Below are 16452 nucleotides of genomic sequence, written 5' to 3'. Positions count from 1 at the left end.
TTGGGGTTTTATTACAAAAAGCGCACGTTTAAAAGCAGCCCGGACCGTCAAGTGCAATCTGCTGACCATCGAGGGTATAGGACATATCGGTTGTTTTACAGAGTAGATTCAGAATAGCGGGCAGCCGCATGTTGGTAAAATCCGCCCGCAGTTTGCAGTTTCGAAGCGCCGGGTTGCGGAAGACAATCCGAACGCCAAATGTTTCTTCCAGTGCGTCAGCAACCTGCCGCAGCGACGCCCATTCGAACGCAATCGTGGTGGGCTCCCAGAGCTTGGGTTTGGCCGAACGGGGAAGGCCCGTTTTCGCCAGTGATTCAGCTGACGGATTGAAAAAAGCCTGTTGCCGGGCTGTCAGCAGAATTTTCTTCTGGTCGGCCACACTGACGGCTACTTTCCCCGTGACAACCGACACCTCGAATCGCGGACTGTTGCGGTAAGCGCGCACGTTGAAGGTCGTGCCCAGCACTTCGGTTTTGAGCTTTCCGGTCTGGATAACAAACGGGCGGGTGGTATCCCGGCGAACTTCAAAAAAAGCCTCCCCCTCCAGTTGCACCGACCGAACGGACAACGCAAACCGCTGCGGAACCCGCAGTTTCGTTGCCGGACTGAGCCACACGACGCTGCCGTCGGCCAGTTCGTGGCGCAGAATGGTCTTGCTTTTATTTTCCAGGGTAATCAGTTGGGACGTTAGCGGAGCAACGAACCGGGGCTTTTCCGCCTGCTCCGGACGCTGAAATTGCCAGACGCCCACTGCCAGAACAATGACCGCTGCCGCTACGCCACTCAGGGTCCAAAGCCAGTTTTTGCCCGGCCACAGCCGACGCACCGACTTCAGGCCGGATTCGTGGGCTTCGATGCGCTCCTGAATTTGTTTAAGCATCCGCTCGGAATGAGCCGACTCCTCGGTTTCAGGATGTGTCTGTGCCAAATCCTGACGGTTCTCGAATGAGTCATACCAACGCTCAACCTGACGGGCCTCTTCGGGAGAGCAGCGGCCAGCGAGGTATTTTTCCAGCAATTCAGGTGACGGGTAATTGTTCTTCATCCTACGCAGGTTAATAGATTATGACGTTAAAATCCAATCTATTTACCCTAAGACGAATAAGCTGGCTGAAAACCTTAGTCGATCTGTAGAAATTTTATAAAAAATTAAAAAAGGAGTCCACCGTTTTTGCCGGATCCTTTCAGCCCATCAGCAGGCTGGCCAGGGTGATGGTTACGGCTGAATAATCTTTCAGCAGGTGACGAAGTGTCGTGTGAGCTTTGAGCAAATGGCTTTCGACGGTCTTGGGAGCAATCTGGAGTTGCTCGGCAATATCATTCACCGAATATCCCCGCTGGTGCAGCGTGTAAACCTGACGGCATTTATCGGGCAGTTGTCCGACGGTCGATTCGTAGGCTCGTTGCAAATCGGCGTACAAAATTTGCTGTTCCGTCGCATTGGCAATCTGGTAGTCGGGTTGCGCCATTCGCTCAGCCGCAAAGCCATCCTGCCGGGTTTGACTCCGGAACCAGTCGATCACGGAATTGCGCAGCAGGGTTTGCAGGTAGCTTTCGGGATTTTTCAATTCTGGCAGCCGATGCCGTTTAAGCCACAGATTGACAAAAAATTCCTGAATGATTTCCTCGGTTGCCGCCCGATCCTGAAGCCGTTTGAAAGCTGTATTAGATAATTTTAAGAAATAACGGTAATAAATTTCTTCGAAAGCCTGAGAGTCATCCTGCTGCATTCGCTGAAACAAGCCAATATCCTCTTCATCCTGGTAGTATCGTTTCATCATCAGGTTATTAGTATAGGTTGGCGCGCTATCACAATTTGACTCGAAATTATTACTTTTTTCAGTAATATTACTACCATTCCAATGAGAAAAAGACCGTATAATCACAACAAAAGCATGAGCTTCTGAGCCGGTACCTAACCTGGATGAATATGAATCAGTAAGGAAGCTGCGGCTTCACAAACGAACCTTCGGACTTGGGGCGATTTACCAAATTATTTTACCTGTTTTGCGAGCCTTAACATAATTTTTTCACTGATATGTGGAACTACCGGCCAGAAACTCTTACCTTACGGCTCAATCTTATTTATCAAAGTTATGCCAACGGGTACCGTTAAATTTTTTAATGAAAGCAAAGGATTCGGGTTTATCGTACCCGATGACGCGAGTGGAGACATTTTTGTACACGTATCTGCTTGCCAGGATCAGTTACGGGAACGCGACAAAGTTACGTACGAAGTTGAGCGCGGACCGAAAGGATTGAATGCCAAAAACGTAAAATTGGCTCGTTAAAAAAACGAAAGGCCGGTTAGCATGGAAGCCCTTCCTTTCTGGGCTAACCGGCTTTCTTAGTAGCTCGGGAACTCAGCCCCCTCCAAGCCCCTCCTATTTTACTCGCCTTTACAGTATGTGCAACAGCAAGCGGTACCGTATTGGCGGCAAGAAGTATGCCCTACGCAAGCTGCGTTACCGGTCGCGCCGGGCACTTCGGACCGTGACGGGCGTCTTGAGGAGTTGCGCGGAAGCCGCATCAGAACCCGTTTCACCCTGCTGAATCCGGCGCACTACGTCCATCCCTTCCACTACCCGCCCGAAAGCCGCAAAGCCCTGACCATCGGGGTTTCGTTTCCCGCCAAAATCAAGCTCGGGCTGGTCGTTGATGCAGATAAAAAACTCTGAACTTCCGCTGTCGGGTTTACCACGCGCCAATGAAAGCGTACCGTCTACGTGCTTCAAACCCGTTGTTTGGGTGATTTCCTGCGGGATGGGCGGTAACTGCCGGATTGTATCGTTTTGCAGGCCGCCCTGGATTACCTCAATCTTTACGGGACTACTGGCCTGGTTATCCAGCCGGACCACGCGGTAAAACCGGCTTCCGTCGTACCGCTTCTCATCCACATACCGCAGGAAATTGGCCACCGTGCCGGGCGCTTTATCCGCGTACAATTCAAGCAGAATTGAACCGGCATCGGTTTCGAGCCGAACGCGTTGGGCAATGGTATTACCGCTGAGCAGCGCGAGCAGACAAAGTACAGTCAAGCGCATAGGTTTACCGGATTGACAGTTTTTGAAAATGGGTTGATTCCAAAATAAAACCGGGCGGCTTGCCAGAACTCTCTCTGATCAACCGCCCGGGTGTCTGCAAAGCCGGTCAGGAATTAAGCCGTGGCCCGACGAAACTTCGTTTTGAGGAATTGAAAAATAATCGGCGCAATCGACAAGCCAATGATGCCGAAGATGACCAGTTCAAAGTTATTCTTGATGATTGGAATGTTTCCGAAGAGGTAGCCGAGCATGGTAACACCCACCACCCACAAGATCGCCCCAACGATGCAGTAACCGATGTATTTTGTGTAGTTCATGCTTCCGGCCCCGGCCACGAAGGGCGCGATGGTCCGGACGATGGGAATAAACCGGGCCATAATGACGGTTTTGCCGCCGTGTTTGTGGTAGAAATTCTCGGTCTCGGTAATGTATTCGCGTTTAAAAAATAGAATTCGCTCCCTCATTTTTATCTGGTTCCCGAGCAGTTTACCGACAAAATAATTGACGTTATCGCCCATCAAAGCCGCCAGGATCAGCAACGGAATCATGAGCTTAACGTCCAGTGCCCCGGTTGAAGCGGCCAGCGCTCCGGCGGCAAACAACAGCGAGTCGCCCGGCAGTAAGGGCATGACAATCAGACCGGTTTCGACGAAAATAATCAGAAACAGGATAACGTACGTCAGCGTGCCGTATTCGTTGATGATATCGGCCAGGTGTTTGTCCAGGTGCAGAAAGAAGTCGAGAACCGACTGGATGAATTCCATATGAATGAGTAACTTGGTTGATTATTGGTGCGGCCCCAGACCGTTCTGCCCAAGGCCGTTGAGGAAGTGGCTAAATGTATCACCACGAAGCCCCAACCGGATGGTTTCCAGCGGAATAGCTTCGTTCGGAGAAATATTCCCTAAATTGACGTTAGCGCCCAGCAGTTTGACAAACCAAACCTGTTGTTCCTTTTGAGGGGCTTCCCAGATAATTTTTTCGGATGGAACCTGCGTTAAAATTTCTTCCACCAGCCCCTGACGCACTTCCCCGCTCGACCGGAACAGTCCGACGGTTCCGCCTTCGCGGGCTTCCCCGATGACTTTCCAGGCTCCGGCTTCCAGTTCGGCGTTCATCAGCTGAATCCACTTGTAGGGCGGAATGATCTTGGCTTCGTCTTTCGACCCCACTTCCGATAAAACCGTTACCTGCTGGGCCAGCTTGCTGATGTAACCGCACTTTTCGTCCTGCTTCATTTCGATGGAACCGTCCGAAACTTCGGCAAATTCCAGTCCGTAGACATCCAGCAGCCGCCGGTAATCATCAAACTGGTTCCGAACCACGAACGCTTCAAATAACGTGCCACCAAAATAAGCCGGAATTCCGGCATCCTTGTAAACTTGCAACTTCTCTTTCAGATTGGGGGTTACAAACGACGTTGCCCAGCCCAGCTTCACGATATCGACATAGCCGGCAGATGTTGACAGAAAATCCTCGACTTGCCGGATACTCAGGCCCTTATCCATCACCATCGTCAAGCCATGCTGACGCGGTTTCAGGGTCCTTTCCGGAATATGGGAAAGTGTATAATTCATTGTGAGGGGATAGCGTATAGGCGCAAAAAACGACCAAAAGTAACACAAGTCCGGCTACCTCCCAAGAAAATCCATAAATTATACTTGCTTAAACCCCATTCGACTTGGTTAAATGCTATTTTTACAAAAACATTTCCGCTTTATGTCCACATCCGAAACGAACCCGCGCTTACTCTTTTTTCAATCCCTGATCGATCAGGATATGGAGCAGAGCCCCTCACCGTTGGGCCGCTGGCTGAACGGTACGCTGCGGGCCGTGGAAGAAGGCTCTCTGACGATTGAATACACCGTGCGGGAGGATATGACCAATCCCATGCAGATTCTACACGGCGGAGCAACGGCGGCCATCATCGACGACCTGATTGGCATCACGGTTTTTGTACTGAACCGGGAGTACGTGTACACCTCTGTGAATCTGAGCATTGACTACCTGCACAGCGCCCAGCTGGGGGATATTATCACCGCGCAGTCGCGGGTTTTGCGAGCGGGCAAAAACATCATTCACGCCGAATGCCTGATTACAGACGAAGACGGCAGAATCATCGCCAAAGCCGCTTCCAACCTGGTCCAGACGTCCACCAAACACTAAAATCCGGTTTACGGTCAGGCCGTAAACCGGATTTTACAGCTTACACCGGCAGCGGATTCAGATCCGGATTTCCACGCTGGTGCCAGTACGGGTAGATCGTTGGCTTGTCACTGACGGCATCCAACCGGGCAACCTGCTCCTTCGTCAGACTCCAGCCCACGGCGCCCAAGTTCTGAACGAGTTGTTCTTCGGTCCGCGCACCGATGATGATGCTGGAAACCGTCGGGCGTTGCAGTACCCAGTTCAGGGCTACCTGCGCAACGGTTTTTCCGGTTTCGGCGGCCAGTTCATCCAGCGTATCCACGATCGAAAACCAGTAGTCTTCCGAGATCGGCGGCCCTTCGCCCCCACCCTCCGCAATGCGGCTTCCGGCGGGCGCGGTTTGTCCGCGACGGTATTTTCCGCCCAGTCGCCCGGCCGATAAAGGACTCCAGACCACGGTTCCCACCTTCTGATCGAGGCCTAGCGGCATCAGTTCCCATTCAAATTCGCGGCTCAGCAACGAATAGTAGGCCTGGTGTGCCACGTATTTTGCCCAGCCGTAGCGCTCCGAAAGGGAGAGAGATTTCATCAGGTGCCAGCCCGAGAAGTTTGAACAGCCGATGTACCGCACTTTGCCGCTCTGCACCAGATCGTTCAGCGCGCTCAGGGTTTCGTCGACGGCCGTATTGCCGTCAAAACCGTGCATGTAGTAGAGGTCGATGTAATCGGTTTTCAACCGGCACAGGCTGTCTTCGCAGGATTTGATTAGCCGGAACCGCGACGAGCCAAAATCATTCGGACCGTCGCCCATCTTAAAAGTCGTTTTTGTCGAGATCAGGGCTTTGTGCCGCTTCCCGCCCAGCGCCTGGCCGAGAATTTCTTCGGACATCCCGCGCGAATACACATCGGCCGTGTCGAACATGGTCAGTCCCGCGTCCATACACCGATCCACCATCCGGGTAGCTTCGTCAACCTGCGTTGTGCCCCACGCCTTAAAAAACTCGGTGCCCCCGCCGAACGTCCCGGTGCCAAAACTCAGGACCGGTATTTTCAGCCCCGATCCGCCTAATTGTCTGTATTCCATAGCAGAAGCTCTAAAAGATTAAAAATCAGGTTGTGGTTATTCGGCCAAACGCTCGGGTTGGCCGCCGTCAAGTTAGAAAATATCAGGCGCAAGTGCGGATCTTTGCCTAACTTTTCCCACCCCCACCGTTCCCGCAGACTTTCTTCCGCGGGATTCCGGATTTCAACCGATCAGGGGCGGTGACGGGCCTCTCCGAAGAATGAGTCTGCGGGGACGTGATTGTAAGTCTACGCGGGAAGCTTTAATTTGAGGGGCCAAATACGGTTTTGCGCACCACCGTTTAATGCCTTATGGAAATAGGTTCTTTTTTGATTGTCTTTTTCACGGTTCGGTACATCCGTAACTCGCTGCAAACCGCCGAGCGCTTTCCGGAGTGGGATCGGATGCTGACCATTGTGCAGTATGCAGCCACGGCCTTGTTGGTTTCCGATGTTTTTCTGGAGACGGATTTTACCAAATGGTTCTGGCATCTGCTGCTGATCGGGCTGGTGGGCGCGGCTTATCTGCTGAAAGATTTCCGACCGGTCCGCAACGTCTGGCTGGCCGTCGGACCGTTTATCCTGATCTCCCTGTTTGGCGACGTGGTTGAACTGATTTCGGAGGATTTTTACAAATCCATTAAGGACATCATCGACATTGCCGGAATCTTCGCCTTTATCTGGCTGATTGCCACCTGGCTCAGCAGTCAGAAGCAGCAGAAAGCTCTCGAAAAAGAACGGTTGAAGCGGCAACAGGAAGAGGAGCAAAACCGCATCATTGCCAGCCAGAACGCCATGCTTGAACAGATTGTTGCGGAACGAACCGCCGAGCTGACCCGGCAGAAGGAAGAACTTGAGCAAACCCTGATGGAGCTGAAAGCCACGCAGGATCAACTGATTCAACGCGAGAAAATGGCCTCTTTGGGCGAGCTGACCGCCGGTATTGCCCACGAAATCCAGAACCCGCTCAACTTCGTCAACAATTTTTCGGAAGTATCGGTCGAATTGATTGAAGAACTGAAGGAAGAACGGCAGAAAGCCGATCGCGATCCGGAACTGGAAGACGAAATCCTGACCGACATTACGCAGAACCTGCAAAAAATCACGCACCACGGCAAACGGGCCGACTCAATTGTGAAAGGCATGCTGCAACACTCGCGCGCCAGCACCCACGAGCGGGAACCCATCGACATCAACAACCTGGCCGACGAGTACCTGCGCCTGGCCTACCACGGGCTGCGGGCCAGCGATAAGTCGTTCAACGCCACCATGCTGACGGATTTTGACGACAAACTGGGGCGGGTTTCCGTTGTGCCGCAGGACATGGGCCGGGTGCTGCTCAACCTGTTTACCAACGCTTTTTACGCGACCGAGCAGAAACGGAAAACCGGCCTGGCCGACTACCAACCCACGGTGCAGGTCATGACGCGACGCATCGACAGCGAGAACATCGAAATCCGGGTGCGCGACAACGGCTGCGGTATTCCGGCACCGGTTCTGACCAAAATTTACCAGCCCTTTTTTACCACCAAACCCACGGGTCAGGGAACGGGCCTGGGCCTGTCGCTCAGCTACGACATTGTCACCAAAGGACATGGCGGAGAACTGATCGTTGATACGGAAGAAGGGAAATTTACGGAGTTCACAATTCGGCTACCAACATAAAGACCGACTTTGCGTATCTTTGATAGTAAACCCAGCATACTTTTTACTTAACCCGCAGCATGAAAGTCTTGGTTGTTGACGACGAAACAGACGTACAAACTCTCTTTGAACAACGCTTCCGGCGCGAGATCCGCGCCGGTGAACTTCAGTTCGCCTTTGCCCTTTCCGGCGAGAAAGCGCTGACGTATCTGAACGAACACGCTTCCGAATATGTCCTGATTCTGTCGGATATCAACATGCCCGGCATGAGCGGTCTGGAATTGCTGCGGCTGATCAGAACCGAACACCCCACGGCTCCACCCACGGTCATGATGATTACGGCCTACGGAGACGCCGAAAGTCACGATCAGGCCATGAGGCTAGGAGCCGATGCGTTTCTGACCAAACCGCTTGACTTTGCCAACCTGAAAGAAAAACTCAAAAGCGCCCTATGAAGTCTAAAATTCTGGTCGTGGACGACGAAACTGATCTGGAATTACTGATCCGGCAGAAGTTTCGGCGCCAAATCCGCGAACAGCAATACGAATTTGTTTTTGCCTATAACGGTATCGAAGCGCTGGTCAAACTCCAGGAGCAACCCGACATTGATATTGTTCTGAGTGATATTAACATGCCCGAAATGGACGGTCTGACACTGCTCGAAAAACTCAGCGAGGTTAGCCCGTTGACCAAAACCGTTATCGTATCGGCCTACGGCGACATGACCAACATCCGCACGGCCATGAACCGGGGCGCGTTTGATTTTATTTGCAAACCCGTCAATTTTGATGACCTTGACGTGACCATGCAGAAAACCCTGCGGCATGTCGCCCAATTGCGGGATACGCTGAAAGCCATCAAGGAGAACAACATTCTCAGGATGTACGTCGATGAGTCGGTTCTGAATTTCATGGATCGGCGCGAGTTTGAAACGTCGCTGATGATGAACGAAACCGTGAATGCCACGGCGGTTTTCATCGATATCTGCGGCTTCACGGCCATCACCGAACGCGAAAATGCCGATACCGTCGTCAAGTTGATCAATCTTTATTTTGACGTGATGGTGAAGGAAATCATCGCGCAGGGTGGTTTTGTCGACAAATTCATGGGCGACGCCGTGATGGCCGTATTCCGGGGCGAATACCACCTCGACCGCGCCATTGAAGCCGCGCTGGCCGTTCGCAACCACGTTGAGCTGCTGGAGAAAACCGTTCCCGGCGAACCGATTTATACACCCAAAGTTGCCATTGGGATCAATACCGGCGAAATGATTTCGGGCAACATCGGCTCGGCCACGCTCCGGCGGCTGGATTACACCGTTATTGGCGATGTGGTCAACACCGCCCAGCGGCTGCAATCGGTTGCGCAGGAAGGCCAGATCATCATCAGCGAAACCGCCTACCAACTGGTCAAGGATTCTTTCCGCTGCGAGCCACTGGGCGAAGTCCGGCTGAAAAACAAATCAAACCCCGTCGCAATTTACGCCGTTATTGAGTAAAAAAGAACGGGATACTGGCTTGCCTTCACATCCGGATTTTGACGCTTGACGGCCGGATTTAGGTTATTCATCCCCTTTTTTTACCGCCCAGAATAAACACCTCTTGTTTACTAAACAGTGTTCAGTACTTTTGTAACGTTAATTAACACGTATGGGAATTGTTGAGCGGAAAGAGCGCGAGAAAGAGGAAATGCGGAAACTGATCCTGGGGGCAGCCCAAAAGCTGTTTCTGGAGAACGGTTACGAAAAAGTGAGCATTCGAAACATTGCCGACGCGATTGAATACAGCCCGGCAACGATTTATCTCTATTATAAGGATAAAAACGAACTCCTCTACGCGCTTCACCAGATCGGTTTCCACAAAATGGTCGATGAGTTTCAGACGGCCCTGCAAATGGAAAAGCCGTTTGATCGGCTGGTTGAAATGGGCCGCCGGTATTTCCAGTTTGCCTTCGACAACCCGGAATTGTTTGACCTGATGTTTATCATGACGGCGCCAATGGACGCACTGGCCTGTAAGAACGACATCTGGGATGAAGGTAATGCAGCCTTTAACCTGCTGGTTACCTGCGTGCAGGAATGCATTAATACCGGTGTATTTAAAGCGCAGGATGCCGAAGTTGCGGCTTTGATGATCTGGAGCTCTGTGCACGGCTATACCGCCCTATTCCTGCGGAAACGCCTGGAAATGTTTGAAGAAAACCGTCGGAAAGAATTAATGGAAGGTGCTTTCAACCTTTTTATTGAAACGATCCGCCGGGGTCTCTAAAAAAATTTTAACGCTTACTGAACACTGTTTACTTTATTACCTATGATTATAAGGTTAACTATCAGCCGTTTGCTGGCTCTTATGCTGGCAATCATTTCGCGCCCGGGTGCCGCCCAGTCGGTCGAAGCACCCTCCGTTATCCTGGATGCGTACCTTCAGGAAGGTTTGCAGAACAACCTCGCGCTGAAACAGGAGTCGCTGGAAATTGGTCGGGTTACCGAGTCGATCAACCAGGCCCGGGCGCTATTTTACCCCCGACTTACGTTTAACCCGACCTACTCCGTGGCCGCTGGGGGCCGGCGGTTGCAATTTCCGGTCGGCGACATGCTCAACCCGGTGTATGCCACGCTAAACCAGCTGACGGGCGCCGAACGCTTTCCGACGAATATCCCCAACGTGAATGAATTGCTGGCTCCCAACAATTTCCACGACACCAAACTGAACGTTCAATACGCCATTTTCAATTCCGACCTCCAGTACAACTACCTGATTCAAAAAGATTTATTGACGGCCCAGGAGGCTCGGAAACGGGTTGTTGAAAACGAGTTGCGGTATACTATTGCGGCCGCTTATTACCAGTACCTGCAAACGCTCGACGCCGTTCGCATCTTCGAAAACTCCCGTAACGTCCTGCGCGAACTAGCCAGACTAAACGAGAAGTTGGTCAGCAACAACGTCGCGACGAAAGACGCCGTTACCTCGGCCCGCTACGAAATCAGCAAAATTGACCAGCAACTGGCGAACGCCGACAAAAACCGCCAAACCGCCAAAGCGTACTTTAACTTCCTGCTCAACCGCGACCTGACAGCTGACATTCAGGCTGATTCGCTTCTGACGCGGAGCCTGCCCGCGGCCCCTCCTGCCCTCACGGCCTTGCAGCAAACCGCCCTGCAGGGTCGTCAGGAACTGAAGCAGCTCGGCGGTTCGCTGCGGGCGGCTCAAAATGCTGTCAAACTCAATGAGGCTTCCATCAAATTACCCAGCGTCTACGTTGGCGGAAGTACCGGTTTTCAGGGGTTTGGTTACACCTTCGCCAACCAGGCTTACGTGGTCGGGCAGGTCGGGTTGTCCTGGGATTTATTCAAGGGCTACGAAAAACGCTCGAAGGTGCAACAGGCGAAAATCCAGACCGAACTGGTGCAAACCCGGCTGACGGAGGTAGAAAAGCAGATTCAGTTGCAGGTTTTGCAGGCGTATTATGACCTGGATGCGGCCAACGAAAGCCTGGCCGCCAGCCAAACCGGCCTCGCCAACGCCGAGCAGACCTTCCGGCTTATCGACAGCAAATACCGCAACGGCCAAGCGCTGCTGGTTGAGTACCTGCGCTTCCAGAACGACCGGCAAACGGCCCAGATTCAACAGGTGCTTGCCCGTTATGATGTGCTGACCAAACGGGCCGCGCTCGACCGGGCGACGGCGATTCAGTAACCACTCCAAAATTTACCTCTTGATACTTAACTGATTACTTCAATGAAAGCCGTACAGTTTCTGTTAATTTTTCTGCTGACGGGCGGTATGTGGGCCTGCGGTACGAAAGCCGAAGAAAGCCGCAAAGAGAAACCGGTAGAACAAACCGACGATACGTCCATCCCGGTGAAACTAACCAAAGTTGAATCCGTTGTCCGAACGGAACCCATCGTGGCCTCAGGCCTGGTTTCCTCTTCCGAAGAAGCCAAACTGTCCTTCAAAGTGGGCGGAATCATTGAAAAATTGTACGTCGACGAGGGCCAGCCCGTCCGGAAAGGACAACTGCTGGCAACGCTGAATCTGACCGAAATCAACGCCCAGGTGAGCCAGGCGCAGTTTGCGCGGGAAAAGGCCGAACGCGATCTCAACCGGGTTAAAGCGCTTTACGCCGACACAGCCGCCACGCTCGAGCAAGTGCAGAATGCCACCACCGGCCACGATGTTGCCCAGCAAAATCTGGCCATTGTGAAATTCAATCAGAATTACGCCCAGATCCGCTCGACGGTCGATGGCACCGTGACGCGCCGGACCATGAACGAGGGCGAATTTGCCGCGGCCGGATCGCCGGTTTTCATGATCTCGTCGACCCACAAGAACGACTGGATTGTCCGCGTTGGCGTATCCGATAAAGACTGGGCACGGCTCAAGATTGGGAACCGCGCCACCATTTCGCTGGAAGCTTATCCGGAAAAGACGTTCGCCGGAACCGTCCGCGAGCTGGCCCAGGCCGCCGATCCCGCGACCAAGCTCTACGATGTTGAGATTCGGATCGACCCGGGAGCGGTGAAGTTTGCTCCGGGCCTGTTTGCCAAAGTCACGCTGCAACCGGCCCAAAGCCGCAGCTATACCCTAGTTCCGATCGAAGCCATTGTGGAAGGCGACGGAAAGGATGGTTTTGTTTTCGCCTTGTCCGACGACCGGAAGCACGTCCGCAAAATCCCGGTTCAGATCGGCTTCATTGACGACAACAACGTGCTGCTCACCAACGGTTTATCGGGCATTTCCAACGTCGTCACAGCCGGCTCGGCCTACCTCACTGAAACCTCAACGGTACTCCTCAAATAACCCCTCCGCTAAACTCTGGTATCTCCGCTAAACTCCGCGAAATAGTTGTATCGCAGCGTCAAGCAGAGTCAAAAAGAGTTAAGCGGAGCAACAACTCTCGCCATGAATCTCTCCGAATTTTCCGTTAAGAACTGGCAGTTTATGCTGGTTGTCTTCATCGCCGTGGTGGCGCTGGGGGTCAATTCGCTGTTCAATATGCCCCGGGGTGAAGACCCTGAGTTTACGGCTTCCTCCTTCGCCGTGGTCATCGTTTATCCGGGTACCGACGCGCAGGACATGGAAGAGCTGGTGGTCGATCCGGCCGAAGCCCGCTTCAATGCCCTGGACGATATTAACCACGTCATTACCAGCATCGATGACGGGCTGGCCGTGCTGCGCGTGGAGTATGATTACAGCACCGATCCGGACGAAAAGTACCAGGAAATGGTGCGCGAAGTTAACGCCCTGCGCGCCCAGTTGCCGCCGGACATTTTCAACATCGAAATCCACAAATTCTCGCCAACCGACGTAAGCATCGTGCAGGTGGCCTTGCAGTCGGAAGTGGCTTCCAACAAAGAATTGGGCGATTACGCGGATGAGCTGAAGGAGCGGCTCGAAAAAGTGAAAAGTCTGAAAGGCGTTAAAGACTGGGGCTACCCGGCCAGCACCGTCCGGATTTCGCTGAACATCGAACGCATGGCGCAGGAAGGCATTCCCGTCAACCGGCTGGTTGGGGCCCTGCAGGCCGAAAACCTGACCATTCCGGGTGGGAGCGTACAGGCCGGAACGCGCAAATTTAACGTTAAAACCGCTGGCGACTACCAATCGCTCGACGAGATCCGTAACACCGTCGTGGCAACGAACGGCCAGAAAATCATTCATTTGCGCGATGTAGCCGACGTTGATTTCAACTACGAAGACGAAACCCACATTACGCGGCTGAACGGTCACCGGGCGGTGCTGGTCACGGCGGGCCAGAAGATGGGCGAAAACATTGCAAAGGTTGGCGAGCAACTAAATCCGGTTATCGAAGAGTTTGCCAAAACCCTGCCGCCCCACATCAAACTGGTTAAAAACTTCGATCAGGCGGCCAGCGTCAATGACCGGTTAGGCCGGTTTGCCAAAGATTTCGGCATCGCCATTCTGCTGGTCGCCCTGACGCTGCTGCCGCTCGGGATGCGGGCCGCCGTGGTCGTCATGATTTCCATCCCGCTTTCGCTGTCCATTGGGCTCTCGCTGCTGAATCTTTTCGGCTTCAGCATCAACCAGTTGAGCATTGTCGGCCTGATCGTGGCCCTCGGTATTCTGGTGGACGACTCGATTGTGGTGGTCGAGAACATCGAACGGTATCTGCGCGACGGTTTTTCCAAACGCGCTGCGGCCATTAAAGCCACCAGACAGATCACGCTGGCCGTTATTGGCTGTACCGTTACGCTGATTCTGGCCTTCCTGCCGCTGATGTTTTTACCCGAAGCCTCCGGCGATTTTATTCGCTCACTGCCCACGGCGGTTGTGACCACCATTCTGGCTTCGCTGCTGGTCTCGCTGACCATTGTTCCATTTCTGTCGAGCCGGATTCTGAAGGAAGAACACAATCCGGAAGGCAATATTTTCATGCGGTCGCTGAAACGGTTGATCAGTGGCTCCTACAGTCGGCTGTTGCACACGGCCCTGCGGCACCCGGTTCTGACGTTGTTCGGGGCACTGGCGATCTTCGCGGGGGCACTCGCGCTGGTCCCGAAAGTTGGTTTTGCCCTGTTCCCGGCTTCCGAAAAACCGCAGTTTCTGATCAACATCGAAACGCCCGAAGGCACCAGTTTGCAGGAAACCAACCGTGTGGCCCGCTACATTGAGAGCCAGTTGGGCCAGGAGCCGGAGGTGAAGTATTTCACAACAAACGTTGGCAAAGGAAACCCGCGGATTTATTACAACGTCGTTCAACGCAACGAGGCCACCAATTTCTCGCAGTTCTTTGTGCAGTTGCACGACATGCCGCCCGCGCAAAAACGCCAGTTGATCGACAAACTGCGGGACCAATTCAAGTTTTACCCCAACGCCAAGATCGAGGTCAAGGACTTTGAGCAGGGGCCGGATCAGGAAGCGCCGGTAGCCATCCGTGTGTTCGGTGAGAACCTCGATTCGCTCCGGACCGTGGCCGCGAATGTGGAAAACGTGTTGAAAACCACCCCCGGCTTGATTTACGTTAACAACCCACTGGCCACCCGCAAAACCGATCTGCGCGTGAAGATTAACAAGGAGAAAGCCGGGATGCTGGGCATGTCCGTTGCCGACATCAACCGCACGATTCGTCTGGCGATTGCCGGTTTGAATGTCGGTACGTTTAAAGATGCTAACGGCGACGATTTTCTGATTAACGTCACGCTGCCCAAAGGAAAAACCGCCGATCTGCGGGCGCTCAACAACCTGTACGTCAACACCCTGAACGGTGGTTCGGTGCCGCTGCGTCAGATTGCCGACTTGCAGTTCGAGACCACCACCAACCAGATTCGCCACTACGACAAAGACCGCTACGTGACCGTTACGGGATTCGTCAAAAGCGGTTATCTGGTCGACAATGTTTACAACCAGGTGATTCAGAAACTCGACGGGCTGAAATTTCCGGATGGATTCCGTTACAAAGCCGCCGGGGAGCTGGAAAGCCGGGAAAAGTCATTCGGCGGCCTGGGAACCATCATTCTGATCACGGTTTTCGGCTTTCTGGCCGTCCTGATTCTGGAATTTGGCACCTTCAAAAGTACGCTGATCGTGCTGTCGGTCATTCCGCTGGGCATCATCGGGGCCATTGCCGCCCTGCTGCTGTCGGGCAACCCGTTCTCGTTCGTGGCCGTCATCGGGTTGATTGCCCTGATCGGTATTGAAGTAAAAAACTCCATTCTGCTGGTCGATTTTACCAACCAGCTCCGTGAGGGCGGGATGCCGCTGATCGAAGCCATTGAACAGGCGGGGGAAATCCGTTTCGTGCCCATCGTCCTGACGTCGCTGACGGCCATCGGCGGTCTGATCCCGCTGGCGGTGGAGGGAAATCCGCTGTATTCGCCCCTGGCCCTGGTGCTCATCGGCGGCCTGATCAGTTCAACGTTGCTGTCCCGGATTGTTACGCCGGTATTGTACAAATTGCTGCCGCCCCGCGTGGAAATCAAAACGGTTGCACTGGAGCAGGAACCCGAGCTTGTGTAGACGTGTCAGGCGGTTGAAATTTCAGACAAAACGGCTGCTTTCGGGCGGCCGTTTTCATTGCCTTTAATGGGTCCTGCCAATAGATTCTCAACGGTTGTAAAACATCAGATCGCTAATCGCGTTTATCGAACTATGAAGACTATTCCATTCCTGCTCCTCGCCTTCTTCGCGTCAGCCTTCAGCTCGTACCGCGCCGAAACCAAATTAATTATTGACGTTCAGAATATTAAGGAACAGAAAGGGCAGCTTCGGGTGGGTCTCTACAAACCCTGCGACAACTTCCCGACGGGTTGTAAGCCCATTGCCAATCAGATTGTTGCCGTAAAAAGCAGCAGTACACGCGTTACGTTTACCGTAGCGCCAGGCGATTATGCCGTTGCACTTTTTCATGATGTGAATGATAATGGTGAAATGGACAAGAAAATGTTCGGCATCCCAAAAGAACCCTATGGATTCAGCAATAACTTCCGCCCGCGGGTTTCGGCGCCAAAATTCGACGATTGTCGCGTAAACGTAGAAGCTTCCGGAAAAACGATTTCAATAAAATTAATCTAAGTTCAGAAGTTTTTTGTAACTTT

At 53.0% G+C, this 16452-nt stretch carries 16 protein-coding genes; 10 read left to right on the top strand and 6 right to left on the bottom strand.

All coding sequences use genetic code 11. The features are described 5' to 3' along the window. Window positions 1-28 precede the first annotated feature (28 nt). Both OQ371_RS11535 and OQ371_RS11530 read right to left on the bottom strand, forming a co-directional pair. Window positions 29-1045: a FecR family protein gene (locus OQ371_RS11535; protein ID WP_265993919.1), complete on the bottom strand. Its 1017-nt coding sequence runs from the start codon at window positions 1043-1045 to the stop codon at window positions 29-31. 139 nt (window positions 1046-1184) lie between these two features. Beyond that, window positions 1185-1781 carry an RNA polymerase sigma factor gene (locus OQ371_RS11530; protein WP_265993918.1) on the bottom strand — a complete coding sequence of 199 codons (597 nt, stop codon included), beginning with the start codon at window positions 1779-1781 and terminating at the stop codon, window positions 1185-1187. 315 nt (window positions 1782-2096) lie between these two features. Between OQ371_RS11530 and OQ371_RS11525 the strand changes: the two genes are divergently transcribed. After that, window positions 2097-2291 (top strand): cold-shock protein, encoded by a 195-nt coding sequence (locus OQ371_RS11525; RefSeq protein WP_265993917.1) that lies wholly within the window; start codon window positions 2097-2099, stop codon window positions 2289-2291. 174 nt (window positions 2292-2465) lie between these two features. Here the strand turns inward: OQ371_RS11525 and OQ371_RS11520 are convergent, their stop codons facing one another. The 3 genes from OQ371_RS11520 to OQ371_RS11510 form a co-directional block, all read right to left on the bottom strand. Beyond that, window positions 2466-3044: a peptidylprolyl isomerase gene (locus OQ371_RS11520; protein ID WP_265993916.1), complete on the bottom strand. Its 579-nt coding sequence runs from the start codon at window positions 3042-3044 to the stop codon at window positions 2466-2468. Between the two features lie 113 nt (window positions 3045-3157). Next, entirely contained in the window at window positions 3158-3808 is a 651-nt protein-coding gene (locus OQ371_RS11515) for a DedA family protein (RefSeq protein WP_265993915.1), read from the bottom strand. Between the two features lie 21 nt (window positions 3809-3829). Then, window positions 3830-4621 (bottom strand): phosphosulfolactate synthase, encoded by a 792-nt coding sequence (locus tag OQ371_RS11510; RefSeq protein WP_265993914.1) that lies wholly within the window; start codon window positions 4619-4621, stop codon window positions 3830-3832. A gap of 142 nt (window positions 4622-4763) precedes the next feature. Here OQ371_RS11510 and OQ371_RS11505 point away from each other — a divergent pair, with 142 nt between their 5' ends. After that, on the top strand, window positions 4764-5210 hold the full coding sequence (locus OQ371_RS11505) for a PaaI family thioesterase (RefSeq protein WP_265993913.1): 447 nt from the start codon (window positions 4764-4766) through the stop codon (window positions 5208-5210). Between the two features lie 40 nt (window positions 5211-5250). Here the strand turns inward: OQ371_RS11505 and OQ371_RS11500 are convergent, their stop codons facing one another. Continuing rightward, window positions 5251-6276: an aldo/keto reductase gene (locus OQ371_RS11500; protein WP_265993912.1), complete on the bottom strand. Its 1026-nt coding sequence runs from the start codon at window positions 6274-6276 to the stop codon at window positions 5251-5253. 290 nt (window positions 6277-6566) lie between these two features. On the opposite strand from OQ371_RS11500, the gene OQ371_RS11495 reads away from it, so the two are divergent. From OQ371_RS11495 to OQ371_RS11460, 8 genes are all read left to right on the top strand, one after another. Then, complete coding sequence (locus OQ371_RS11495) at window positions 6567-7919, top strand: sensor histidine kinase (protein ID WP_265993911.1); 1353 nt, start codon at window positions 6567-6569, stop codon at window positions 7917-7919. A 59-nt stretch (window positions 7920-7978) separates the two neighbouring features. Then, window positions 7979-8353 (top strand): response regulator, encoded by a 375-nt coding sequence (locus OQ371_RS11490; protein WP_265993910.1) that lies wholly within the window; start codon window positions 7979-7981, stop codon window positions 8351-8353. Further along, the gene (locus tag OQ371_RS11485) at window positions 8350-9396 is read left to right on the top strand and encodes an adenylate/guanylate cyclase domain-containing protein (protein WP_265993909.1); all 1047 of its coding nucleotides are present in this window, start codon (window positions 8350-8352) and stop codon (window positions 9394-9396) included. Before OQ371_RS11490 ends, OQ371_RS11485 begins: the two co-directional genes overlap by 4 nt. A gap of 151 nt (window positions 9397-9547) precedes the next feature. Next, window positions 9548-10165: a TetR/AcrR family transcriptional regulator gene (locus OQ371_RS11480; protein ID WP_265993908.1), complete on the top strand. Its 618-nt coding sequence runs from the start codon at window positions 9548-9550 to the stop codon at window positions 10163-10165. Window positions 10166-10246: 81 nt separating this feature from the next. Next, entirely contained in the window at window positions 10247-11593 is a 1347-nt protein-coding gene (locus OQ371_RS11475) for a TolC family protein (RefSeq protein WP_265993907.1), read from the top strand. A gap of 42 nt (window positions 11594-11635) precedes the next feature. After that, window positions 11636-12697 carry an efflux RND transporter periplasmic adaptor subunit gene (locus OQ371_RS11470; RefSeq protein ID WP_265993906.1) on the top strand — a complete coding sequence of 354 codons (1062 nt, stop codon included), beginning with the start codon at window positions 11636-11638 and terminating at the stop codon, window positions 12695-12697. Window positions 12698-12799: 102 nt separating this feature from the next. Next, window positions 12800-15874 carry an efflux RND transporter permease subunit gene (locus OQ371_RS11465; protein ID WP_265993905.1) on the top strand — a complete coding sequence of 1025 codons (3075 nt, stop codon included), beginning with the start codon at window positions 12800-12802 and terminating at the stop codon, window positions 15872-15874. Window positions 15875-16006: 132 nt separating this feature from the next. Then, window positions 16007-16429 (top strand): DUF2141 domain-containing protein, encoded by a 423-nt coding sequence (locus OQ371_RS11460; protein ID WP_265993904.1) that lies wholly within the window; start codon window positions 16007-16009, stop codon window positions 16427-16429. The last annotated feature ends 23 nt before the right edge of the window (window positions 16430-16452 follow it).

It is taken from the genome of Larkinella insperata, assembly GCF_026248825.1.
Lineage (GTDB): Bacteria > Bacteroidota > Bacteroidia > Cytophagales > Spirosomataceae > Larkinella > Larkinella insperata.
The sequence above is the reverse complement of the archived record's forward strand: the minus strand, read 5'-3'. Positions and strand labels throughout refer to the sequence as shown.